Below are 25147 nucleotides of genomic sequence, written 5' to 3'. Positions count from 1 at the left end.
GAGCATACTCCTTTTTTAAGAGAAGTATGGTCTAATTCATGGGAAATCATACATTTATTCTATCAAGTTATGAACCCACTGAATTCCCTCGGCAACCATTTGCCTGCTTGGTCTTGAATGGGGAGTATGCTCGAACACAAAAAACTTTTCCCTGCCCGATGCCAAGTATTCAATCATCGGCTGCATGGCATAATGATGGGAGCTTGACTCCAATTCAGGATGAACAGGTATCCATAAATACTCTTCCTCTAAATAAGCAACATTATGTAAGTGCACGACTTTTACGAAAGGCAATAATGGTTTAAGATACTTCTTCCATTGATCTCCCGCAGCCATGCGATAGTCTCCAATATCGATACAAATAGATAACCCGTAGCTTTTCCATAAATTTTCGCTAAATTCATGTAAATATTCGATGCCTAAAGAAGACTGATCAACCCCGAGCTTCGGCTCACATACAATTGGAATGCCATATTTCAACTGCCAGCTGCTTAATAGGCTTAACCCTTCTTCAATCATTTCTGAAGGATTCTCTCTTCGCTCCCCCCTAAAATAGGGGAAATGAACTAGAACGTAGGCAGCACCGGCCTCTTTCATTGCTGACACTTCTTTTTCAAAGTTATCTCTGGCTAACTCTGTAGGAACAGATACCTTTTCTATTAAATCATATTTGCTATTTCCCCTGATTAAGGGAGAATGTATACCAAAAGTCACTTGGTTTTGTTCTGCTAGTTTTAAAAATTTCTGAAAGGATGCTTCATTTGGGAATTCGCCAATTTCGACGTGAGAGAGTTGATAACCAAATAAATCGTTTAACTTTTCGGGGTCAGACATAATCGTGCTTCCGGACACCCCTAATTTGTGAGTCAATTTGATGCACGCCTTTCTTTACATAAAATCATAAGGAGATAGTTCTTCTTCCTCCTCTTCAGAAACAGGCGGTGGCTCTTCGTGAAGTTTTTCTTTCAGCCTGGTGTACCTTATATTTGTATCTGCAGACCTGACACCTTCCAAAAAGGCACTACGATCGCCACAGATAATCAACGACTCTTTCGATCTGGTTATTGCCGTGTAAAGAAGGTTTTTCCTCAGCATTCGTTTATAGCCACGGACCACAGGAAGAATGACAATAGCGAATTCACTTCCCTGGGATTTATGGATCGAAGTGCAGTACGCGTGCATAATATTGTTTAAATCTTTTCTTGGATAGACTACTTCTTTCCCATCGTATTCCACCACTACTTGTTCTACCCCATCGACATTTTCTTCTTCTCTGAAAATGGCTGCGATTTCACCAATATCTCCATTATAAACACCATCCTCTGGCTGATTCACTAGTTGAATCACCTTGTCTCCCTTCCGAAAAACAACGTCTTTAAAAGCTAAATCCCGCTTTTGGTTTGACTTCGGATTTAAGAGTTTTTGGATTTCGATGTTTAATTGATGAATGCCGACATCCGTACGGTACATAGGAGCAAGCACCTGAACTTCCCTTAATTCAATCCCCTTGTCCACTGCCTTCTTTACGATATTTCCCACAAGTTCCTTCAGCTGTCGTTCTCCTGCAGGGATGAAAGTAAAATCATGATGTTTATTTAATGAATCTACTTTACATTGATCATTCTTAATTTCATGGGCAAGCTGGATAATTTTAGAGCCTTCCTTCTGACGGTATACTTCCGTCAGTTTTACAGAATCCACCTGATTGGAGGCAAGTAAATCGGCTAAGACTTGTCCAGGCCCAACAGAAGGAAGCTGATCTTCATCCCCTACTATTAACACTTGCATATCTGAGGGAATTGCTCTGAACAATTGATAAGCAAGCCAAATATCTACCATGGAAAATTCATCAATAATTAGGAGTTTCCCTTCTAAAGGATGGTTTTGGTTCTTTTCGAAACTATTATGACCATCCCATCCCAGCAGGCGGTGAATCGTACTTGCCGGCAGTCCTGTGGATTCAGTCATTCGTTTTGCCGCCCGCCCAGTCGGTGCTGCCATGATAAAAGGAAATGGTTCGTCCTGGTCATAATCTCCTGGGTTAACAGAATACTTATTAAGCTTAGAGAAAGAATGAATAATTCCTTTAATCACTGTGGTCTTCCCTGTGCCAGGCCCCCCGGTCAAGATCATAAGTTTAGAATGAAGCGCCTTTTCAATAGCAGCAAATTGATCCTCGCCATAGCTCATGGCCTCTTCTTCTTCAATATTACCAATAATTTTCATTAATTCGGCTTGCGTGTATTCGGTCTCCAGCTTTTCCTCCAGCAGTCGATCGAGCTGTCTTACAAAGCCGTTTTCTGCAAAATATAGCGAGGGAAGATAAACTCGCTCATCTTCTATAAACACGTACCGTTCTTCTGCTAAATGAATCATTTGCTCTGATAATTGTTCAAATGAAATCCTGGCTCCTTGGCCGCTGTTTAATAACTGTTCAACTTGTGATAAGCAATCTGATGTGGGGAGATAGACATGCCCTGCAGATAAACTTTGCTGCATCATATATAGACACGCCGCTCGCAGCCTTGTCGAGTGATCGTGAGATAAGTTTTGAAGTTTAGCTAACTCGTCAGCGCGGTGAAAACCAAACCCTTCGACTTTAAACACAAGCTGATAGGGATCTTCTTCAATAATGCTTAAAGTTTGGTCCTTGAACGCCTCGTATATTTTTTGAGAGAGTCTTAGACCAATGCCGTATTGAGCAAGATGCACCATTACATGCTCAAAGCCCTGATGTTCTTTTAAAGCGGTATAAAGCTGATCTGCTTTTTCCTTCGGCAGTTTAGGAATGGTATCGAGGACAGATCTATTCTGCAGAATCTTAGAAATAGCCCCTTCTCCCAATATATCTAAAATTCGTTCCGCCGTTTTCTTGCCAATTCCGTGAAATAAATCACTGGATAAATACAACACTAGTCCATCTTTAGTTTCTGGCAGAACCCGTTGGTAAAAATCAACTTCATACTGTAATCCAAATTTTTTATGCGTTTTAAACTGTCCATGGAAAACATAGGTTTCCCCTTCATCTAAAGGAGAAAAATGTCCTTTAATTACAAGATCCTTTTCTTTAAAGTCCTCATTCGTATCGCGGACGGCAATTGATGCGATTGAGAAATGTTCGGATTCATTATGGAAGATCATCCGTTTCAATTCCCCTTTTACAAAGGGACGATCTTCATTTTTTTCAGGATTCACCAATTGTTCTTCCATGACCATATTTCTCCTTACGATTTATCGTTATTCAACGCTTCTTCTACTTGTTTCTTCGCGTGTGCAGCAAGCATATGATCCGGCTGAATTTCCAGCGCTTTATCAAAATAAGCGATAGCTGCATCTGGTTTCTCTTTATGAAGAGCTACTACTCCTAAATTATAACATGCATCACTGTGATCTTTTTCTAAGTGAAGCACATGATTCAGGACTCGTTCCGTTTCTTCAATTTGTCCATTCTGGGCAAGACATAGCCCGTATTGAAATTGGACATCCACATCCTCTGGCGCTAATTCTGCTGCTCTAAGTAAATACGGGAGAGCAAGTTTCATATATTCCTGGTGAAAAAAAGTCATTCCCAGCATAAAATGGACATTTGCTTCATCCAGTCCGTTTTCAACAGCTAGTAAAAATTGCTCCTGAGCTTTTGTGAATTTTTCTTGTTCGTAATACACGTTACCTGCTCCATAGTAAGCAGTCGCAGCCTTGCTATCTAAACTTATAGCTCTGTTAAAGAAACGAAGCGCACGGTCATAATCATTCATGTGCAATAATAAATTCCCAAAATTAATATACCCTACAGGTTCTTTTGGATTTTCATCGATCGCGTCAGTAAATAGTCGAGCGGCTTCTTCAAAGTTCTGCTTTTGCATTTCTTCAATTGCTTTTGACATTTTGTCCATAATTGACTCCTCTCCTATAAAAAATGATATCAGTTTTAGTTGTTACCTATATATTTTACTACCTATCCCTTTAAGTGAGATCATCGTTGAATAAAACTTCATTTTCAACCACTGGAGGGAATGGAAACTTCCATTGACTTCAAAAGCCATGTCCCTAATAGAACTGGACATGGCCATTGTTACGGTCAGCCGACATAAGTCAGAATCTCGTCAGATTTTAAAACTTCATCAATTGTAGCACCGCCCAGGCAGACGTCCCCATCATAAAAAACAACCGCCTGACCCGGAGTAACCGCACGTTCCGGTTCATGAAAGGTAACTTTCCAAGTGCCATTCTCGATAGGATTGACAGTAACTGCACTATCATCCTGACGATAGCGGAATTTCGCTGTGCAAGTAAAGGCTTCGGTCGGAGCAGAACCGCTCGTCCAATTGGCAGCAGAAGCTATTAAGCCATCTGAATAAAGAGCTTCGTGGTGAAAACCCTGTCCCACATATAAAATATTCTTTTCAATATTTTTGCCTGTGACAAACCAAGGTTCTCCAGCACCACCGATCCCTAGTCCCTGTCTTTGGCCCAGAGTATAATACATAAGGCCATCGTGCTTGCCTTTCACTTCACCATCCAATGTTTCCATGTTTCCAGGCTGCGCAGGCAGATATTCACTTAGAAATTCTTTAAAATTCCTTTCTCCAATGAAGCAGATCCCTGTAGAATCTTTTTTCTTAGCAGTAGCAAGTCCAGCATCTTCAGCGATTGCACGTACTTTCTTTTTTTCAATATCTCCAATAGGGAACATCACTTTCGCCAGCACATCCTGAGATAATTGATTTAAGAAGTAAGTTTGGTCTTTGTTCTCATCTATTCCCCGCAGCATTTCATAAGTTCCCTCATTCTCACGGACCCGGGCATAGTGACCAGTAGCTAAATAATCCGCCCCCAGAGACATGGCATGCTCCATGAAAGCTTTGAATTTAATCTCTTTATTACACATTACATCTGGATTGGGGGTTCTTCCGGCTTTATACTCTTCCAGGAAGTAAGTAAATACCTTATCCCAATACTGTTTTTCAAAGTTGACGGCATAATAGGGAATGTCCAGCTGATTGCAGACACGAATGACATCATCATAGTCTTCTGTAGCTGTACACACTCCATTTTCGTCTGTATCGTCCCAATTCTTCATAAAAATCCCTACTACGTCATACCCTTGCTGCTTCAATAGCAAAGCGGCAACCGAAGAATCCACTCCTCCGCTCATACCTACGACTACGCGGGTATCTTTAGGTTCTTTCATATGTTTCACCTTCCTCATTTATACACTGAGCCTTTTAACAATTTGACTGATCCTTCTGGCTGCTTCGACGACGTTATCTCTTTGATTAGCCAATCCAAAACTAAAACGGATCGAATTAGTGGTACGATCTGAGTCCGGTCCGTACATTTCAGACAATACATGAGAGGGTTCAACTGACCCCGCTGTACAGGCACTGCCGCTCGAAGCAGCGATGCCGCTTAAATCAAAGTTTGTCAGCAGCTGTTCCACGTTCATTCCTGGGAAACTAACATTAACTATGGAAGCAACTGTGTTATTCTGGTTTCCATTTAATTGAAAATCAATGGATTCTTCCTCAAGCGTTGCCAGAAACACCTTCTTCAAAGATGTATATTTTTCAACGTTGTTGATCCGTTCTTCACCAAGTAATACTATTGCTTTTTGAAATCCTTTAACGGCAGGTATGTTTTCCGTCCCTGCTCGTCTTTTCCTCTCTTGCTCCCCGCCATGCTGGATATTTACTAAATTCGTACCTTCCCGAACATAAAGAAAACCTATCCCTTTAGGACCGTTAATCTTATGTCCGGACACGGTTAGTAAATCGACTTGAAGTTCTTGAACGTTCACCTCGAGCTGACCGTAAGCCTGTACCATATCAGAATGGAGATAGGCTTGATGATCGCGCAGTAATTCTGCACATTCCCTAATCGGCTGAATGACACCCGTTTCATTATTCACCATCATCACGGATACGAGAATTGTGTCCTCTCTTAACTCCCTGGCCAAATCTTCAACTGAAATCCTTCCCCATTCGTCAACAGGCAGATAAGTTACTTCAAAACCTTCTGTTTCTAAATGCTTGGCTGCATGTAATGTAGCATGATGCTCAATGGAAGTAGTAATAATATGCTTACCCTTCTCTTGATTAGCAAACGCTGTCCCAAAAAGCGCTAAGTTATCTGCTTCTGTACCTCCGCTGGTAAAAATAATTTCTGTTTCTCTTGCGTGGATACTCTTTGCAGCTATCTGCCTGGACTCATCAAGAATTCTTCTGGCTTTCCGTCCGAATTGGTGAACACTTGATGGATTGCCAAATACCTCCTGCATGACGGGAAGCATAGCTTCTACCACAATTTCATGCATGGGTGTCGTTGCCGCATGATCTAAATAGATAGATTCCATATTTTCACCTCACTTCATTAAATATAAAACATATAAGCGTCTTGGGTTTGATCTTCGACATGGTCTTTTAAATCTTCTAGAGTAGTTGTATCTAACACATCTTTCACCGCATCGCGAACCCTTTTCCACAGTGCCTGCTTTGCTGGCTCTTCATCTTCAATACCTTCCACAGGGGTGATCGGCCCTTCTAAAATACGAATAACGTCTCCTGCAGTAATTTCATGTGGAGCTTTCGTCAGCATATAACCGCCATACGCCCCCCGCACACTTTTCACTAATCCCGCATTTCTCAACGGGGCAATTAACTGCTCCAAGTAGTGCTCAGACAAATGATTATCCCGGGCGATCTGTTTAAGTGAAATAGGACCGTCTCCATATTTTCTGGCTAATTCAATCATAATCGTAAGACCGTAACGGCCTTTAGTAGAAATCTTCATGTTTATCATCCTTTATAAATAAAGCTTCCATTGTTCCATTCATTCTGTCTTTCCACAAGCCAAAATATGAGCTTTTATATTTTTCATCATGATTCTAAGCCCTTAACCGTATTATACCAAACGCTATTATAGCATGAATGGCAAGTCTCTTGCATTTTTAAAAGAATCATCCTACGCTTAACATCATAAAGAAGTAAAGGAGCTTGATCCATGAGCCAGAAACCACTTGCCTTTCGTATGCGGCCCAATCATATAAATGAAATCATCGGTCAGCAGCATTTAGTAAATGAAGGAAAAACTATCCAGCGAATGGTGAAGGCTAACCGGTTAGCCTCCATGATTCTATTTGGCCCGCCTGGTACAGGGAAAACCTCAATGGCAATTGCTCTCGCCAAAAGTTTAACGCTTCCCTATAAAGTACTTAACGCTGTAACAGATAAGAAGAAAGATATGGAGATTGCTGTAGAAGAAGCGAAAATGCATGGGCAGCTTGTCCTTATCTTGGATGAAGTCCATCGTTTGGATAAAGCAAAGCAAGACTTTTTACTTCCTCATTTAGAGAGTAATACGCTTACGCTAATTGGATGTACCACAAGCAATCCGTACCACTCCATAAACCCGGCAATTCGCAGCCGCTGTCATTTATTTGAACTTTACCGGTTAACTGAGAGTGAAATTAAGGAAGCACTCCAAAGAGCCATGACCGATCAAGTACAAGGTCTTGGTCACCTTACATTGGAATTAACCGATGATGCAATGACTCATTTTGCACAGTCTGCTAATGGAGACTTGCGGTCCGCTCTAAATGGCTTGGAACTTGCTGCTTTCTCTACACCTGAAAATGAAAAAGGTCAGATTTCCATTGGATTGGAGATCGCAGAAGAATGTATGCAGAAGAAGAGCTTTTCCCATGATAAAGACGGCGACGCTCATTATGATGTTCTGTCTGCTTTTCAAAAATCAATTAGAGGAAGCGATGTTAACGCAGCGCTGCATTATTTAGGACGGTTAATTGAGGCAGGAGATTTAGATAGCATAGGGAGACGTTTAGTCGTGATCGCCTACGAAGATATCGGACTCGCAAATCCTCAGGCTGGACCAAGAGCACTGTCGGCAATCGAATCGGCAGAGAGGCTTGGTTTTCCTGAAGCACGTATTCCTTTAGCAGTTGCAGTTACTGAACTAGCTCTATCACCTAAGTCCAATAGCGCATATAAAGCCCTGGATTCAGCTTTAGCTGATATTAGAAAAGGAAAAAGCGGAGAAGTTCCGAGCCATTTAAAAGACTCTCATTACAAAGGTGCCGAAAAACTCGGCAGAGGGGCAGACTATAAATATCCTCACAATTATGAGAATGGGTGGGTCAGCCAGCAGTACCTGCCTGATTCCATTAAAGACCGAAGCTATTATGAACCTAAGGCAACTGGTAAGTTTGAACAGGCTCTTAAACAAGTTTTCGAAAAAATTTCTAAACACAAACCAAGATAAGTATATTTCATCTTTTTGTTGGTAACACTACTACTAAATCTGCCAAACTATTTTTCTAAAAAATATTATACAGGAGTGGTGTAGAATGCCAAAAGTAAGACAGGATGCCTGGTCTCATGAAGATGATTTATTACTTGCAGAAACAGTGTTAAGACATATTAGAGAAGGAAGCACACAATTAAAAGCCTTTGATGAAGTTGGAGATCTATTAAATCGCACCTCTGCTGCCTGCGGGTTCAGGTGGAATGCAGAAGTTCGCCAAAAGTACGAGCAAGCTGTCGAATTAGCAAAAAAACAACGGAAAGAGAAAAAACGAAAAGAAGCAAGTCATCATCCTGCTGTAATGCAGCAAGTGCACCTGCCTTTCTCTTATGAGGTTCAAGAAGAAATTGAAGAAAAAGAGGAGGATCAGCCAGTTTATCATGCTGCAGTCCAGAAGGATCCTGAACCTGAGCTTCACATGACTCAGGTCATTCGTTATTTGAAAAGTCTTCAAAAGGATTCCTCTGCAACTGATTCTGTTAAGAACCAACTAAAGGATCTGGAAACAGAAAATGCTAAACTAAAAGACATCAACCTTCAGTTAAATAGTCAATTAGAATCAATGAGTGAAGATTATCAAGCTCTTATTCAAATCATGGACCGTGCCCGTAAAATGGTTATGTTTGATGAGCAGGATTATCAGATGAAACCACACTTTCGAATGGAGAAGAACGGCAACTTAGAGAATGTTGCCCGCTAATTCCCTGAAGCTAGTGCTGAACAACATTCCATACAACCAAAGTATATATAAAAAATGCGTACGGCAGTGCCCGTACGCATTTTTACATTATGCACACATAAAAAATAAACCAATCCCAATTGTGCCGTTGTATCATGAGTTTTGAACCCGCTCCAGGCAGGTGGGTGCCCTGCTTCGCATTTCTTGCGTCCTCCCATCAGTGATGGTTAAGAGGCTTGCATTCCATGCGAAAACGCCAGGCTCCCGATTCATAAATGTTCGGTCAAAACGTACATTCGAACAACGCACACATCAGGATTGGTTTAATTTTGTATCCAAATTGTAGCATATTTACAAGAGCTTATCAAGAACTATATCCCCGGATAACTATATGACTTCAGTCCTGTTTTTTCTGTTTTAACTGCAGGTGAAGTTCATCTAATTGAGCTTTGCTCACACTGCCAGGCGCCTCTGTAAGCGGGTCCTGAGCAGAGGCTGTTTTTGGAAACAAGATCGTGTCTCTAAGATTGGTTCTTCCAGCCAGAAGCATAATAAACCGGTCAAACCCTAACGCAATGCCCCCGTGGGGTGGTGCTCCTGATTCTAACGCTTCTAAAAGAAAGCCAAACTGTTCATTCGCTTCTTCCTGGCTGAACCCAAGAACGTTAAACATTTGATCTTGCAGTTCTTTCTCATGAATACGGAGCGACCCTCCACCTAATTCATATCCATTCAGTACAATATCATAAGCCTCCGCATGAACCTCTTCTGGATGGGTTAGCAACTTATCCACATCTTTGGCAGCAGGCATCGTAAATGGATGGTGAGCGGCAAAGTACCGGCCAGCGTCTTCATCGTATTCAAACAGCGGCCAGTCCGTTACCCATAAGAAATTAAACTTAGTTTCATCAATTAAATCAAGCTTCCTAGCCAATTTCTGTCTTAAAGCGCCAAGACTGTCCCGTACGACTGAAGTCTTATCTGCTACAAATAATAAGAGGTCCCCATTGTCTACTGCTAATTTATCCTGCAGCTGTTGAACTTCCTCTTCACTAAAGAACTTAGCAATAGGTCCATTCAATTGGCCATCTTTCATCTTAAGCCATGCTAAACCTTTTGCACCATACACTTTAACATCTTCTGTGAGTTGATCAATGTCCTTACGAGAGAATTGGTCAGCTTCTGCCTTTACATTAATCGCACTTACCTGACCACCAGAAGATACGGCACCGCTAAATACTTTAAACCCGGAATCTTTTACTTGCTCCGAGATATTGACAAGCTCCAGACCGTACCGTGTGTCTGGTTTATCAGAGCCAAACCGCTCCATGGCTTCTTCGTAAGGAAGGCGTGGGAAAGGAAGGGTGAGTTCTACGCCTTTCACTTCTTTCATAACCTTTTCCATCATTTTTTCCGTCATGGCCATGATTTCTTCCTGAGACATGAAAGAAGTTTCAATATCGACTTGGGTGAATTCCGGCTGCCTGTCTGCTCTAAGATCTTCATCACGAAAACAGCGAGCGATTTGATAATATTTTTCGAATCCAGCCACCATCAGAAGTTGTTTGAATAATTGAGGAGACTGAGGCAGTGCATAGAAATCTCCTTCATGAACACGGCTGGGAACCAAATAGTCCCGTGCGCCTTCAGGAGTACTTTTAGTAAGCATTGGCGTTTCCATTTCAAGATAGCCTTCTTCATTCAAAAAGGTTCTTATGGACTGGGTCGCCTGATGACGAAGCTTAAAGGTATCCTGCATTTCTTTACGACGCAAATCAAGATAGCGGTACTTTAATCTCAGGTCCTCAGATACCTCCGATTGATCCTCAATCATGAATGGAGGGGTTTTCGCCTTATTTAAAACCTTTACATGGTTAGCTGTAATTTCGATGTTTCCGGTAGCCATGTTGTTGTTTACCGTGGCCGCATCACGGGCCACAACCATTCCCCTAATTTCCAGTACAAATTCACTTCGTACACTTTCTGCAATTTCCAGTGCTTCTGCAGAAATTTCTGGATTAAATACAACCTGAACCAGTCCGGAACGATCTCTAAAATCAATAAAGATCAATCCTCCAAGATCCCTTCGTTTCTGAACCCAGCCTTTAATAAGTACTTCTTGTTCAATTTGTGCTTCTCTAATGGAACCACAGGCGATTCTTTCCATATTATTCCCCTCCCGGTAACTGTTGCTGCAAGTGCTGAACGACTTCAGCAATTGGCACTTCTTGTTGTTCTCCACTTTGCATATTTTTAACGTTTACCACTTGGTTTTCCACTTCTCTATCACCTAGAACGACTACATATTTTGCTTGAAGCCGATCAGCTGATTTAAATTGGGCTTTCATTTTTCTATTTTGATAATCCTTGTCCACTTGTACTCCAGCATTCCTGAGCTGATAGGTCAGCTTAACCGCTTCCTGAGCAGCCTCATCGCCAAATGAAACCACATAGCAATCTAACCCTTCATTAACTGGCAATTCTATTTCCTCTGCTTCTAATGCCATTAACAAACGTTCAATACTAAATGCAAAACCGATACCGGAAGTTTCAGGTCCGCCAATTTCCTCTACCAGGCCTGTATACCGTCCACCGCCGCTTAAGGTGGTGATAGCTCCAAATCCTTCTGCCTCGCTCATAATCTCAAAAGCCGTGTGATTGTAATAATCAAGGCCGCGTACGAGATTGGGATCGATAACATAGTCAATCCCCATAGAATCTAAATAGTTTTTAACCTGGTTGAAGTATTTTTGAGAATACTCATTTAAGTAATCCAAAATTGATGGAGCAGTTTCCATTGCAGGGTGGTCTCTATCCTTTTTACAATCTAGTATCCTCAATGGATTCTGATCCAATCTCACTTGGCAGTCAGCACAAAGCTCTTCTTTATGAGGTTGAAAGTGAGCTACTAGTGCTTCCCGGTGAGCTTCACGGCTCTCTTTGTCTCCTAAGCTGTTCAGTACCAGCTTTAAAGATTTCAGTCCCAGCTCTTCATAAGCACTCATAGCTAAAGCAAGAACTTCCGCATCAATCGCAGGATCATCACTACCTAAAGCTTCAATGCCAAATTGAACAAATTGGCGGAGTCTCCCTTGCTGAGGTCGTTCATAACGGAACATAGGACCCACATAGAAATACTTAACCGGCTGATTAGGCAGCCCATAGCCTTTATGCTGAACATAAGAGCGTACGACGGAAGCGGTACCCTCAGGTCTTAGCGTAATACTACGGCCCCCGCGATCTTCAAACGTATACATTTCTTTCTGCACGATATCCGTGCTGTCCCCCACTCCGCGTTGAAATAATTCAGTGTGTTCAAAGATAGGGGTTCTAATTTCTTTATAATGGTAACGGCGGCACAAATCCGCTAATACTTTCTCTACATACTGCCATTTTTCCGAAACCCCAGGTAATAGATCCTGCGTTCCTCTTGGAGCATTAATACTCATCTGAATTCCTCCTTAATTTCTTGATTCGAATTCCAGGAACTAACAAAAAACTCCCGTCCCTATTCCTCAAAAAAGGAAAAGGGACGGGAGTTTGCCCGCGTTGCCACCCTAGTTGAAGCCATTATGCTCCCACTCAGAAACAGTTAACGCCTAGTTTACGTTCACGCCTACTTCTATTTCGACGCGGCACCTAAGAAATGTCTTTCATCTGACCATCATAATGAAATGCTTTCAGCCGTAGGCATTTCTTCTCTGTGTATGTGGGTTCAGACTACTTTTTTCCTCACTGGTTTTCTTCGATTCATTATAGAATTGATTACTATCATATAGGCTTACATATTCCTATGTCAAGCACTTTTAAAATTAATTACAAAGAATTATTTATTTATCCCATTAAAGGATTTACAATTCAAATTGTCGAATAGAAGAGGGATAGGTAAATATCAGGAGGTGTATGCATGGCAAAAAAAGGATTAATAGCCCTGTTTATTATTATTCTAGGGCTCACAACAGTGGTTTCTTCTACCGTTTATGCTGATTCCGCCACAATTAATGCGGATCATTTAAATGTTAGAAGCGGACCGGGTACAGGATATGCAAGTTTGGGAAAAGTTAATACCGGCGAATCCTATTCAATCATTGATGAAAAAAATGAATGGTTGAAAATTCATTGGCATGACCAAACCGGCTGGGTAGCTAAAGAGTTTGCAAATGTAAAAAGCAAAGAAAGTTCTCTTGCAGCTAAAGTGGATCATTTAAGAATCCATTCCAGGCCAGAATTAAATAGCAGCATTAAAGGTTATTTAATGAAAGGCGACATGGTGAACGTCAAAGACCGAAAAGGAAAATGGGTACTTATCGAACAATCCAATACTAAAGGATGGGTACACAGTGATTACCTCACAAACTCCGTTTCTGCGGAATCCGAAGAATCTTCAGCAGGTCAGACTCAAAAATCTATGGGTGAATTAACGATCACCACTTCCATTTTGAATGTCAGGAATGAAAGTTCAACAAATGGAAGCATAGTAGGACAAGTCTATAATAGTGAGAATTACGACTACATAAGCGAACAGCAAGGATGGTATGAAATTGAACTCCATAATGGAAAAACCGGCTGGGTTGCGGGTTGGTTCACTAGTAAAGACCATACTGACCCTTCACAAGATTCCTCCTCGTCTTATGTGACCCTGCAATACAATGGCACCCATTTACGCAGTGGTCCTTCCACAAATCATCAGATCGCAGGGACCGGCAGGCAAGGAGACCAATATCAAGTCCTTTCCAAAGAAGGTGAATGGTACAAAGTCAGTTTTAAAGGCAAACCAGCATTTGTGGCAGGTTGGATTGTGGAAGAACATAACGGAACTTTGTCATCTGCCCCTTCGAGTAACGGAACGCTTAATGGAAAAACGATTATGATTGATCCAGGTCACGGCGGACGCGATACCGGAGCTCTAGGTTTTACTGGAACGACAGAGAAAACCATTACACTCCAAACAGGAGAGCATTTAAAACAACAACTAGAAAGCTATGGAGCTAAGGTCATCCTAACAAGGAATAGTGATCAATACGTTGCCCTGTCTATTCGATCTGCCACGGCTCAGGCATCCAAGGCGGACGCTTTCATAAGTCTTCACTTTAACAGTGTACCTTCTTCCATTGCTGCGAATGGAATTGGCTCCTATTATTATCATGATAAAGACCAATCTCTGGCCAATGATATTCAAAGTGAGATGGTACAATCAACCGGACTCAAAAGCCGCGGCGTACATTTTGGAGATTTTCACGTAATTAGAGAAAACAATAAACCAGCTGTTCTTCTCGAATTAGGATTTATATCTGATCGTAATGAAGAGCAGACGGTTAAAGGCGTGCATTATCAAACGAAAGTTTCTCAAGGCATAACCAATGGCCTGCTTCGTTATTTTGCTCCCTCCTAAATCATTCACATAATGATAGAAGGCTTTTTGCCAAAATTAAATCCGAACGATGTTGGAATAGTAACGAATTCTTCCAACATCGTTCGGATTTTTTGGCACGGCAACACTATTGATCACTAAATAGAGGTACAGGTTATCCCTGTACCTCTTTTATCTTTCTTTACTATCTAGAATCAAGGTTACCGGGCCTCTATTGGTTAATTTCACATTCATCATTTCACCAAAAGCCCCAGTTTCAACCGCGACGCCTTCTTCAGTCAGCATATGGTTAAAACGATCATACAGCTCGTTTGCTATATCAGGCTTGGCTGCACTCATGAAATTCGGACGGCGTCCCTTACGGCAATCCCCATATAGAGTAAATTGAGAAACAGATAACAATCTTCCGCCAACATCCAGCAACGACTGATTCATTTTTTGGGTCTCATCCTCAAATATTCGTAAGTAAGGAATCTTTTTAGCGAGATAACGGGCATCATCTTCTGTGTCATCATGTGTAACTCCTAGCAGTACGACAAGTCCTTGCTGAACCTGTCCCACGATCTTTTCATCCACTTCTACAGACGCTTCTGCAGCTCTTTGAATAACCGCTCTCACCGCTACCCCTCCTGTTTAATTACTGCATTACTCTTCTAACTGTATAAACATCTTGAATCTGCTTAATTCGTTCCACTATTTTTCTTAGATGGCTGATATTCTGGATGAGAATGGTGATATTGATCGTCGCCATTTTATTGCGGTCTGATTTTCCTGAAACTGCCGTGATATTTGTTTTCGTTTCATTCACTGCTTGTAATACCTCATTTAACAAGCCCCGTCTGTCGTATCCCCAAATTTCCAGGTCTACATGATACTGTTTTGAATCGGTGGTTGAACTTTCCCATTCTACTGGCAGCAGTCGAGACTGAGCTTCGTCGGTTTTTACATTTGGACAGTCGGTTCGGTGCACAGACACACCTCTCCCTTTCGTTATATAGCCAACAATATCATCACCGGGAACAGGGCTGCAGCATTTTGCCAGACGGACGAGAAGGTTATCTACTCCTTCCACCCGGACACCGGAATCTTTCTTGCCGGAATGCTTGGAAGTTTTGATTTCAGTGGTAGTGACGTCTGCCAGGGTTTGAGCTAAATCCTGCTCTTTTTCCTTCTGCTTACGAAGTTTTTCTGTGAGCCTCGTTGCAATTTGAGCAGCAGTGATTCCCTGATAGCCTACCGCCGCGAACATATCTTCTTCATTGGAAAAGTTAAATTTCTCAGATACTCGTCTTAAATTATCAGCAAAAAATACCTCTTTGGGCTGAATACCAAAATTTCTGATCTCATTTTCGACAAGCTCTTTACCTTTGCCAATGTTTTCATCTTTTCTCTGCTTTTTAAAGAATTGCTTAATCTTATTTTTGGCCTGGGACGTCTGTGCAAGTTTAATCCAATCTTTGGAGGGGCCGTACGAATGTTTCGACGTCATCATTTCTACAATATCCCCGGTCCTTAGCACATAGTCCAGCGGCTCCATTTTTCCATTTACTTTAGACCCAATTGTCTGATTTCCTACTTCAGTGTGGATGCGATAAGCGAAATCGATCGGCACTGAACCAGACGGAAGCTCGATGACATCCCCTTTAGGAGTAAAGACATAAACCATGTCCGAGAATAAATCAACTTTTAGAGATTCCATAAACTCTTCTGCATCATGGGTTTCACTCTGCCAATCCAGTATTTCTCTAAACCAGGTGAGCTTCTCTTCAAATGACTGCTCAGGTGAAGTTTGACGACCTTCTTTATAGGCCCAATGCGCAGCAATCCCATACTCTGCAATTTCATGCATCTCATGGGTTCTGATTTGCACCTCCAGAGGATCGCCTTTAGGACCAATAACCGTGGTATGCAACGATTGATACAGATTGGGCTTAGGCATAGCAATATAGTCTTTAAATCGTCCCGGCATAGGTTTCCAGCAAGTATGAATAATTCCGAGTACTGCATAACAATCTTTAATACTGGTTACCAGAATACGCACGGCCAGAAGATCATAGATTTCATTGAACTGCTTATTCTGCAAAACCATTTTGCGATAGATACTGTAAATATGCTTCGGTCTGCCGTTTAAATCTGCTTCAATATTTACATCTTTCAGCTGATTGTCAATCTCGTCCATAACATCTTCTATATAGAATTCCCGTTCATTCCGCTTCTGCTTCATAAGATGGACAATTCGGTAATATTGTTGTGGATTTAAATACCGCAGAGCTGTATCCTCAAGTTCCCATTTAATGGTCGAAATTCCTAACCGATGAGCTAGAGGCGCAAAGATTTCCAGTGTTTCATTCGAAATTCTCCGCTGTTTCTCTGGCGGCAGGTGCTTCAAAGTCCGCATGTTGTGCAATCGATCTGCAAGTTTAATTAAAATCACCCGAATGTCCTTTGCCATGGCGACAAACATTTTCCGATGATTTTCAGCTTGCTGAGCTTCTTTAGATTTATATTTAATCTTACCCAGCTTGGTTACCCCATCTACCAGCATGGATACTTCTGTGTTAAATTCTCTCTCTATCTCTTCCAACGTAATCTCTGTATCCTCAACTACGTCATGTAAGAATCCGCCAGCAACAGTTTCAGGATCCATCTCCAAATTGACTAAAATTCCAGCCACTTGAATGGGATGAATAATATATGGTTCTCCTGATTTCCGGTACTGTTCGCTATGAGCCTTTTCTGCAAACTGAAAAGCCCTTCGGATAAAGGCAAGATCTGTATTATTTAAATAGCTGCCTGCCTGTTCAATAACTTCTTCAGCTGTCAGCACTGTATCTTTCGCCATTCAATCACCCTAGTTCCTTTAAGCTACTTTCCCAAATACTATGGTTTGCTTTTCATTATCGAAAAAAGCTTTACAAATGTAAAGAAAAACGTACACATTTACCTAATTGTAAAATAAAGAGCGCCCTCACGAAGGGCACTCCCTATTCTCTAGTATTGCATTAAAGTACAAACATCATAACCGTCGAGTTTCTTACGTCCGTCTAAATAAGTAAGCTCGATAAGAAATGCGCATCCTGCTACAACTCCGCCAAGCTGTTCCACCAACTCAATGGTTGCCTCAATCGTACCGCCCGTAGCCAGCAAATCATCAATAATTAAAACTCGCTGACCAGGCTTGATGGCATCTTTATGAATAGCAAGGACATCATTGCCATATTCTAAGCCATAATCTACTTTAATCGTTTCACGAGGAAGTTTTCCTTCCTTTCTTACAGGAGCAAAACCTATCTCTAAAGCATAGGAAACGGGACAGCCTACAATAAACCCGCGAGCCTCCGGTCCTACGACTAATTCTATTTCTTTATCCTGGGCGTAATCCACAATGTCATCGACAGCTGACTTAAAGGCCTTCCCATTATCCATCAATGGCGTAATATCTTTAAATTGAATGCCTTCTTTAGGCCAATTTTCTACGATGGCAATATGTTCTTTATAATCCATTAACTGCTTCCTCCTCGATTGGACTCATATATGAATCAAGCCAATCTTTTAATTCTTTAAAGGTTGAATAATATAATGCTTGTTCAATCTTAAGCTGATATTGTCTTTCTTGGTATAATACGGATTCCTGTAAATCCTTCTGAGAAGGTTTTGAATTAATCGTAATAAGTCCATCTTCCATTTTAACAAATTCAAGCTCAAAAAACACCTGTGAAATAAAATCTACCATTGACCGGTCCCATCCTCGGCGGGCAGCCAGCTGGTCACCTTCACGGTCCAGATTGAAAGTTTTGCGCTTCATAAGCATACCATAAAACCATTTGAAATGGTCTCTGGTTGGCCATGTCTTTAAGAACGCGCCATCTTCTAATCGGTAGCAGGCATATAATTTCCCTGGTTGCTGCTTTTTCAGAAGTCCAGCCAGGTCTTCTAATCGATTAGGTAAATCAAGCAGCAGGACTCCATCAAACTCTTCAGAACCATCTAATTCTGCATGGGAATAGATGGGTAATTGATGGGGAGATTGAGCAGCATCATGAAAGGTTACGGCAGCAAATTTCTCTCCATCTGGAATAGTTATATTTTTTTCCAAATGTTTGGAGCCTCGAAAGTCAAACAGCTGCCATTCGTTGATCATCATGTCTTTAATCATTAATTGCAGATTTTTTTTGCCATTCCATTCGTTAATCCCCAATTCTCCCACTACCTCCAAACTTGCGTGAGGAGAGATATGAGGATAAAGTTCCCCCATTCCAAAGGCCACACCTTCAAGCTTTGCATTTTCTTTCTGAAATTGCAGCTTTAAATGGTTTTTGCGGCTTCCTATAAGTCGAATTTCTTTTGGAGAATGCTTAACTCTGAATAATGGCTTAGGATTCCCCATCCCGAAAGGACGCAGTTGATTAACTTCTTCCACTTGTTTTAACGAGAGATTTTCAATATCAACCGTCAAGGCTATGTCTAAAGTCTGCTGGTAATCTTCTGCAGACAGTTTCTGATCAGCAAGACGATTTAAATCCTTACGCAGACCGTCTATCTGTTCGACTGACAACGTCATGCCTGCTGCCTGAGCATGGCCACCGAAATGCTTAAACCGATCTCTCACTTCCATACAGTTTTGAAACAAATCGAAGGCATCGATGCTGCGGGCAGATCCTTTGGCTTCCCCTAACTCCTTGTCTATCCCTAACACAATGGCGGGACGATCAAATTTTCTTACAAGCTTCGAGGCTACGATCCCAAGGACCCCAGGATTCCACCCTTCTTTAGCAACGATAATTACACGATCAGAAACCTCTTCACCGGAGGCAAGCATTTCTTCAGCTTCTTTAGCAATGTCCGCCACTATCTTCTGTCTCTCCTGGTTCAGTGAATTAATAAATTCAGCCAGTTGGATAGCTTCATCTACATTTGAAGATAGGAGAAGATCTACAGCTGGACTTGCATCCTGTAACCGTCCCACTGCGTTTAACCGGGGGCCAATCGTAAAGCCAATCGTTTCTTCATTAATATGCCCATCGATACCACATACTTGTCTTAAAGCTTCAATACCGGGACGGTTGGAATGAGAGATTGCCTGAAGTCCAAAGTGAGCAAGAATTCGATTCTCTCCTTGAAGGGGAACGAGGTCTGCTATCGTACCTATAACTACTAGATCTAAGAGTTCTTTAGGAAATCTGCCCAGAAGAGCTGAAGCAAACTTAAAAGCGACACCTACACCTGCCAACTCATCAAATGGATAATCCTTAGACGTTTTTGGATGAATAATCGCATAAGCATCCGGTAATTTCTCCTGAACCTCGTGGTGATCCGTAATAATCAAGTCTATCCCGAGCTGCTTGGCTACTTCCGCTTCATGAGCAGCCGCAATCCCATTATCTACTGTTATAATGACTGAATAACCTGTATCTCCAGCAAACATAAATGCCTCTTCATTCGGTCCATAGCCTTCTGTGAAGCGGTTAGGAATGTAAAAATCACATTCTGCTCCAGCTTCCCTAAGGGCTTCCACCATAACAGTGGTGGAGCTGACACCATCCGCATCATAATCCCCAAATACTAAAATCGACTCTTTATTTTCAATAGCCCTCCTAACTCTCTCCACAGATTTACTCATATCTGACATTAAAAAAGGGTCATGAAGATTATCTAGTGAAGGATGCAGAAACTTTTCAATTTCATCCGGTTCCATGATATTTCTTTTGTGAAGCAGCGTTTGTGTCAGCTGCGTAAGACCATGAACGGGACTCACAGAGTCATTCCATTCGTTATATGTAAAGTTCCATTTCATCTTGCTTCGTAACATAAATTCACCCCTGACCCATCTATTATACAAGAGGGAACCAGGGGCCGCAAACAGGAGTTAGGTTACATTATTATGTGTATTCTCATCGCGCTCACCAATTTCGGACTCGTGCGCCTGATCTGCTATGCTTTCTTCAGCTTCAGTTGGGCCAGCAGAAAGAGAAGATAATCGGTTACGCAAAGATCGATTTTCTCTTTTTAATTTAAAATAACGCACAGCACCTGCAGAAGCTGTTACCAGCCCCCCCATAAGTACAGAAATAATAATTACGAGAATTAACGGAGCCTGGCCGGTTCCGAACATATAATTCACTTCAACGGGATCCACGTTTATTACAGCAAAAATAGCAATGAGTAAAGCAAAAATAAGAGCAAGAATAATATAGCTTTGACCTTTCAATCTCGATTCCTCCTTTCAAACCTTACCCTTGTTATACCCTAAATCAGTCAAGATAAATCTAAAAAGCTGCCTCTATTATAAGAGGCAGCTTTGCTTAAATCAGACCTGAGGTCCTCCGGTATTTTTTTTCTTTTTCGCAAACTCTAATGGTTTTTCTTTGAGGCTGCGGCCCCGCCAGATCAACCAGAGCTGAGCAGCAATGAAGACAGAAGAATAGGTACCGGCAATTAAACCAACTACGAGGGCGAAGGAAAAGTTCGTTATAGATGACGCCCCGAAAATGAGCAGCATTACGGCAGCAAAGATAACAGTGAGAACGGTGTTAATACTCCGTGTTAAAGTCTGCAGTAAACTGTCGTTCACAATTTTAGCAAGTTCTTTAAAAGATTTAACCTTGCGTTTTCTCTGCAGGTTCTCCCTAATCCTGTCAAAGGTCACGATCGTATCGTTGACCGAGTACCCCACTATGGTAAGAATTGCTGCAATGATCGTAATATCAAACTCTAACCTCGTTATGCTGAACAGCGCGATAATAAAGAAAGCATCGTGCAGTAAAGCAATAATCGCAGTTAATGCAAAGAAGAACTCAAATCGGATCGTGACATAGATAATAATTCCTATCGATGCATATAGAACCGCAAGGGCAGCGTTTTTAGCCAGTTCTTGCCCGACGACTGGTGAAACGGTACTAACGTTCGGTGTATTGCCGTACTTATCCTCATAATAGGTCTGAATATCGGCAATTTTTGATTTGCTTAATTCTTTTTCAAATCTAGCTACGGCAATTTCATTATTGTCTCCTGAAATTACCACCTTCTTAGGTTTTACATCAAACTCTTCATCCAATGTCTGCTCCACTTGGGCAGCCTTTATATTTCCATCAGATAGGATGGATAACCTCGAACCGCTGGTAAAATCAATTCCCAGATTTAACTTAAAGATTGAAAGCACTATAATTCCTGCCACAACCAATACAATCGATAAGGCGAAGAAACGGTTACGAACGCCGACCAGATCAAATTTACGTCTCATAAATGTCGGCTCTACTTCTTTGCCTTTCTCAATTGGCAGAATATCTTTCGAATGAACGCCAAACCAATTTGGTTTTTTAGTTAAGAAGCGGCTTTTAACCCATAGTCCCATCAAGAACCTTGTACCATATACAGCGGTAATAAAGCTGACTAAAATACTGACAATCAGCATAGTCGCGAACCCTTTTACCGAGCTGGTACCGAAAATAAACAGTACAGTTGCGGCAATTAAGGTGGTAATGTTCGCATCCAGTATAGTGGATAGAGACTGACGGTTACCTGCCTTAAAGGCAGACATTACTGATTTGCCGGATTTTAACTCTTCTTTAATTCGTTCGTAGGTAATAATGTTGGCATCTACCGCCATCCCTACCCCGAGCACCAGAGCAGCTATACCCGGCAAGGTTAGCACCCCTTGCATGAAATCAAAGACCACTAAGATCAAATAGATATATGCCGTTAATGTAACTGCAGCAATAACCCCTGGAAAACGGTAGAAGAAAATCATAAATAAGAAAATAATAGCGATACCAATCGCACCGGCAAAGATCGTCTTATTCATGGCCTGTTCACCGAACTGAGCTCCTACAGAAGTCGAGTAGGTTTCTTTAAGATTGACCGGCAGTGAGCCTGCGTTTAAAATATCCGCCAGCTGTTTAGCTGATTCAGAAGTGAAGTTTCCTTCTATTTGTACTGACTTATTGCGAATAGGCTCACTTACTCTCGGCGCAGATATATAGTTATGGTCTTCTTTTCCATACTGATCAGCGAAGGAAGAATCCTTATCATAATCCAGCCAGATCACCATGAGGTTTTCTAGGTATGGGGTATCAGGATCCTGCTCCCTGCCTGAAATTTCTTTCGTTACATCATAAAATTTAGAAGGGTCCTTCATATCGAGTGTGACAATAGGATTGTTGTTTTTGTCATAAGACAATTGAGCGCTGCCTTCAACAAGATCTGACCCATTCATGTATTCTTTTCCGTTAACATCACGGAAAGAGAGACGTGCCTGAGTGGAGAGAAGTTTCCGTGCCTGCTGTTGGTCTTTAACCCCTGCAAGCTGAACACGAATCCGATGACCACTCTCAATGTTTATGTTTGTTTCACTTATCCCCAGTGCGTTAACACGCCTGTTTAACGCTTCAACGGTAGCTTCCATTGCTTGTTGATCAATATTCTGACTGTCATTTATCGCCTCAACATCATAGAGAATCTCAAAGCCACCTTGAAGATCCAATCCTAGCTTTATATCTTTTGTAACATTTGTTATGGTCGTGCCTATTAAAGTTCCTAGTACAACAAGAACTAGAAAAAAGGCGACGATACGACCTCGTTTCACCATAACGTTCCCTGCCTCCTTTATTCCTTACAGACCGTTGCACCCATCATTGCTATGTATGTATAACGTAGGTACAGGCTGACTGTGTTCACTTTAAATTGGTTTTGCTGAAGCTTCCCGTACCAATTTTACTACTATTTTTCTATTTGACAACAAAAGATTGGGTTTTACTAAAATAATTTGCTGATTCCTGTCTTATTATTTATCTCCAATTTGTCCAGAAATAGCCTGAATGGACGCTTTTAAATCCTCGTTTTGATATGCATCAACCGTTAAGTAGCTAACATACAGCTGACTGCTTAAATGAAAAATGTCCTGCACGACCTCATAGATCCGTTTCGCAGGGTCCCCTTTCCAAACCTTCTTCCTTAGACACATCCAGATCTCTTCTTTGTTTGCGCGGTTGTAGCCCATAAGTTTAAATTCTTCTACCTTGCTTTCTAACACTGGCTCTACGAAACTCTTCCACTGGCTAGTTGGTTTTTGCATGTCCAGCCCTCCCTCTCATTCCCAACACTTGCGAACGAATTCCTGTTGGTTGTCATGCCTTGTCCCACCATTCGCATATACTTCATTGTAGCGGAATTTCAAAATTTTGAGAAGGCGGATGTCATTTATGTCTAAACAAACCTTTCTTCATGGAGCACTTATTCTTGTAGCTGCCGGGCTGGTAACCCGATTACTCGGGTTTATAAATCGCATTGTTGTGGCAAGAGTGATGGGAGCTGAGGGGGTTGGATTGTATATGATGGCCCTCCCTACTTTAATTCTCGCCATCACAATCACACAGTTCGGCTTGCCGGTTGCTATATCCAAACGTGTCTCGGAAGCTGAAGCCACTGGAAATGAAAAGAAGATAAAGAAAATTCTGCTCGTATCCATAACGATCACAGGGGTACTTAGTATTATTTTTACAATTGGATTATTTGTGCTCTCCCCGCTCGTCGCTAAGTATTTTCTTACGGACGCTAGAGCGTTGTACCCTTTACTTGCTGTTACGCCGATTATTCCTATTACAGCGGTTTCTTCCGTATTGAGAGGTTACTTTCAAGGAAGGCAGAACATGAAGCCGCAGGCGATGTCACAAATCATTGAACAAGTAGTACGGATAACTGGTGTGGTTGTGTTAACGAAATTATGCCTTCCCTATGGAATTCAATATGCAGCAGCAGGAGCTATGGCCGCTGTCGTTTTAGGAGAATTGGTCTCCTTATTCTATATGATGAGGCAGTTTAATCTGAGTAAACGGTTCAAATTAAGAACAACATGGACGAAACATATTAGTCAGGGGCGGGAAACCTTTCAAGAACTAATGGCAATCGCACTGCCTACCACCGGCAGCCGTTTTATTGGTTCACTCACTTACTTCTTTGAACCGATATTGGTCGCTCAAAGCTTAGCAATTGCTGGAATTACGGCAATTGAATCGACGAAACAATACGGAGAACTGACGGGTTATGTGCTGCCATTATTATTCCTTCCTACTTTTTTAACGCATGCACTATCCGTTGCCTTAGTTCCATCGATAAGTGAAGCGGCTGCTATTCATGCAAAAGAAACGATTCAATACCGTATTTTACAATCGATTCGCCTTTCCCTTGCATCAGGTGGGGTCATTACGATTATTTTTATGATTTTTCCTGCTGTTATTCTATATGCCATTTACGGGACGAGTCATGCCGCTTTTCTATTGCAGTTCATGGCACCATTCTTCCTGCTGCATTATATTCAAACTCCTCTGCAGGCGAGTTTACAAGCACTCGATCTTGCTTCTTATGCCATGTGGAATACGTTGATTGGCGCCGTAATAAAGTTTATTGTGCTTGTCGGATTAAGTTCACAGCCGCAATACGGAATTAATGGGGTAGCAATTGCTATGGTAACAGGTGTAGTGATCGTCACCTTATTGCATTTAGCCGTTCTCATTAAACATGCAGAATTTAAGCTGCCGATTCAATTGTTTACAAGGTTCACGCTCATCGTCGCTTCAACCGGGTGGATTGGTTTTGAATTAAAGGATCACTGGCTTCTCTCTAGCAAACCGGTGCCGCAATTAATCATTATGGGACTCACATTAACCCTAATCTATATTACTTTGTTATTTGTCTTCAAATTAATCCGGAAAGATGAATGGAAAATGATTCCTTGGGGTAAGCTTTTTCCTAAGAAATAAGATAAGCACAAAAAGACCCGAACC

General features: G+C 41.6%; 19 protein-coding genes, 1 other RNA gene and 1 other annotated feature. Of the genes, 4 read left to right on the top strand and 16 right to left on the bottom strand.

Annotated features, from left to right (window positions below; translation table 11 throughout):
• Positions 1-54: 54 nt before the first annotated feature.
• The 6 genes from Q7A53_RS01200 to cymR all read right to left on the bottom strand — a co-directional run bounded on the left by Q7A53_RS01200 (position 55) and on the right by cymR (position 6789).
• The gene (locus Q7A53_RS01200; RefSeq protein ID WP_411787282.1) at positions 55-870 is read right to left on the bottom strand and encodes a TIM barrel protein; all 816 of its coding nucleotides are present in this window, start codon (positions 868-870) and stop codon (positions 55-57) included.
• 18 nt (positions 871-888) lie between these two features.
• Positions 889-3210, bottom strand: a complete 2322-nt coding sequence (gene recD2 / locus Q7A53_RS01195) for an SF1B family DNA helicase RecD2 (protein ID WP_411787281.1) — start codon at positions 3208-3210, stop codon at positions 889-891.
• A 14-nt stretch (positions 3211-3224) separates the two neighbouring features.
• A complete protein-coding gene (locus Q7A53_RS01190; RefSeq protein ID WP_411787280.1) occupies positions 3225-3893 on the bottom strand; it encodes a tetratricopeptide repeat protein in 669 nt (222 codons plus the stop codon).
• Between the two features lie 185 nt (positions 3894-4078).
• The gene (gene mnmA, locus Q7A53_RS01185) at positions 4079-5191 is read right to left on the bottom strand and encodes a tRNA 2-thiouridine(34) synthase MnmA (protein ID WP_411787279.1); all 1113 of its coding nucleotides are present in this window, start codon (positions 5189-5191) and stop codon (positions 4079-4081) included.
• An 18-nt stretch (positions 5192-5209) separates the two neighbouring features.
• Positions 5210-6352 carry a cysteine desulfurase family protein gene (locus tag Q7A53_RS01180; protein ID WP_411787278.1) on the bottom strand — a complete coding sequence of 381 codons (1143 nt, stop codon included), beginning with the start codon at positions 6350-6352 and terminating at the stop codon, positions 5210-5212.
• A gap of 17 nt (positions 6353-6369) precedes the next feature.
• The gene (cymR, locus tag Q7A53_RS01175) at positions 6370-6789 is read right to left on the bottom strand and encodes a cysteine metabolism transcriptional regulator CymR (RefSeq protein ID WP_411787277.1); all 420 of its coding nucleotides are present in this window, start codon (positions 6787-6789) and stop codon (positions 6370-6372) included.
• Between the two features lie 210 nt (positions 6790-6999).
• Here cymR and Q7A53_RS01170 point away from each other — a divergent pair, with 210 nt between their 5' ends.
• Positions 7000-8277 carry a replication-associated recombination protein A gene (locus tag Q7A53_RS01170; protein WP_411787276.1) on the top strand — a complete coding sequence of 426 codons (1278 nt, stop codon included), beginning with the start codon at positions 7000-7002 and terminating at the stop codon, positions 8275-8277.
• Between the two features lie 85 nt (positions 8278-8362).
• Positions 8363-9019: an RsfA family transcriptional regulator gene (locus Q7A53_RS01165; RefSeq protein ID WP_411787275.1), complete on the top strand. Its 657-nt coding sequence runs from the start codon at positions 8363-8365 to the stop codon at positions 9017-9019.
• A 108-nt stretch (positions 9020-9127) separates the two neighbouring features.
• Here Q7A53_RS01165 and ssrS read toward each other — a convergent pair.
• The 3 genes from ssrS to hisS form a co-directional block, all read right to left on the bottom strand.
• Positions 9128-9320, bottom strand: a non-coding RNA gene (ssrS, locus tag Q7A53_RS01160) — 6S RNA.
• 75 nt (positions 9321-9395) lie between these two features.
• On the bottom strand, positions 9396-11165 hold the full coding sequence (aspS, locus tag Q7A53_RS01155; protein ID WP_411787274.1) for an aspartate--tRNA ligase: 1770 nt from the start codon (positions 11163-11165) through the stop codon (positions 9396-9398).
• Position 11166: 1 nt separating this feature from the next.
• Positions 11167-12447: a histidine--tRNA ligase gene (gene hisS, locus Q7A53_RS01150; RefSeq protein WP_411787273.1), complete on the bottom strand. Its 1281-nt coding sequence runs from the start codon at positions 12445-12447 to the stop codon at positions 11167-11169.
• A gap of 76 nt (positions 12448-12523) precedes the next feature.
• Positions 12524-12743, bottom strand: a binding site (T-box leader).
• Positions 12744-12905: 162 nt separating this feature from the next.
• On the opposite strand from hisS, the gene Q7A53_RS01145 reads away from it, so the two are divergent.
• The gene (locus tag Q7A53_RS01145) at positions 12906-14390 is read left to right on the top strand and encodes an N-acetylmuramoyl-L-alanine amidase (RefSeq protein WP_411787272.1); all 1485 of its coding nucleotides are present in this window, start codon (positions 12906-12908) and stop codon (positions 14388-14390) included.
• Between the two features lie 150 nt (positions 14391-14540).
• On the opposite strand, the gene dtd is transcribed toward Q7A53_RS01145, so the two are convergent.
• From dtd to Q7A53_RS01110, 7 genes are all read right to left on the bottom strand, one after another.
• Positions 14541-14987 carry a D-aminoacyl-tRNA deacylase gene (gene dtd / locus Q7A53_RS01140; RefSeq protein WP_411787271.1) on the bottom strand — a complete coding sequence of 149 codons (447 nt, stop codon included), beginning with the start codon at positions 14985-14987 and terminating at the stop codon, positions 14541-14543.
• A gap of 19 nt (positions 14988-15006) precedes the next feature.
• Entirely contained in the window at positions 15007-17211 is a 2205-nt protein-coding gene (locus Q7A53_RS01135; protein ID WP_411787270.1) for a RelA/SpoT family protein, read from the bottom strand.
• Between the two features lie 149 nt (positions 17212-17360).
• Complete coding sequence (locus tag Q7A53_RS01130; RefSeq protein WP_411787269.1) at positions 17361-17873, bottom strand: adenine phosphoribosyltransferase; 513 nt, start codon at positions 17871-17873, stop codon at positions 17361-17363.
• Positions 17863-20178: a single-stranded-DNA-specific exonuclease RecJ gene (recJ, locus tag Q7A53_RS01125; protein WP_411787268.1), complete on the bottom strand. Its 2316-nt coding sequence runs from the start codon at positions 20176-20178 to the stop codon at positions 17863-17865. Before recJ ends, Q7A53_RS01130 begins: the two co-directional genes overlap by 11 nt.
• A gap of 57 nt (positions 20179-20235) precedes the next feature.
• Positions 20236-20577: a LapA family protein gene (locus Q7A53_RS01120; protein ID WP_411787267.1), complete on the bottom strand. Its 342-nt coding sequence runs from the start codon at positions 20575-20577 to the stop codon at positions 20236-20238.
• Positions 20578-20676: 99 nt separating this feature from the next.
• Positions 20677-22953, bottom strand: coding sequence for a protein translocase subunit SecDF (gene secDF, locus Q7A53_RS01115; protein WP_411787266.1), 2277 nt, complete (start codon positions 22951-22953; stop codon positions 20677-20679).
• 195 nt (positions 22954-23148) lie between these two features.
• On the bottom strand, positions 23149-23439 hold the full coding sequence (locus Q7A53_RS01110) for a post-transcriptional regulator (RefSeq protein WP_411787265.1): 291 nt from the start codon (positions 23437-23439) through the stop codon (positions 23149-23151).
• A 127-nt stretch (positions 23440-23566) separates the two neighbouring features.
• Here Q7A53_RS01110 and spoVB point away from each other — a divergent pair, with 127 nt between their 5' ends.
• On the top strand, positions 23567-25123 hold the full coding sequence (gene spoVB / locus Q7A53_RS01105; RefSeq protein ID WP_411787264.1) for a stage V sporulation protein B: 1557 nt from the start codon (positions 23567-23569) through the stop codon (positions 25121-25123).
• The last annotated feature ends 24 nt before the right edge of the window (positions 25124-25147 follow it).

The sequence above is a fragment of the Halobacillus rhizosphaerae genome (assembly GCF_046719735.1).
Classification (GTDB): Bacteria; Bacillota; Bacilli; order Bacillales; family Halobacillaceae; genus Halobacillus_B; species Halobacillus_B rhizosphaerae.
This window is presented reverse-complemented; position numbering and strand designations above follow the sequence as displayed.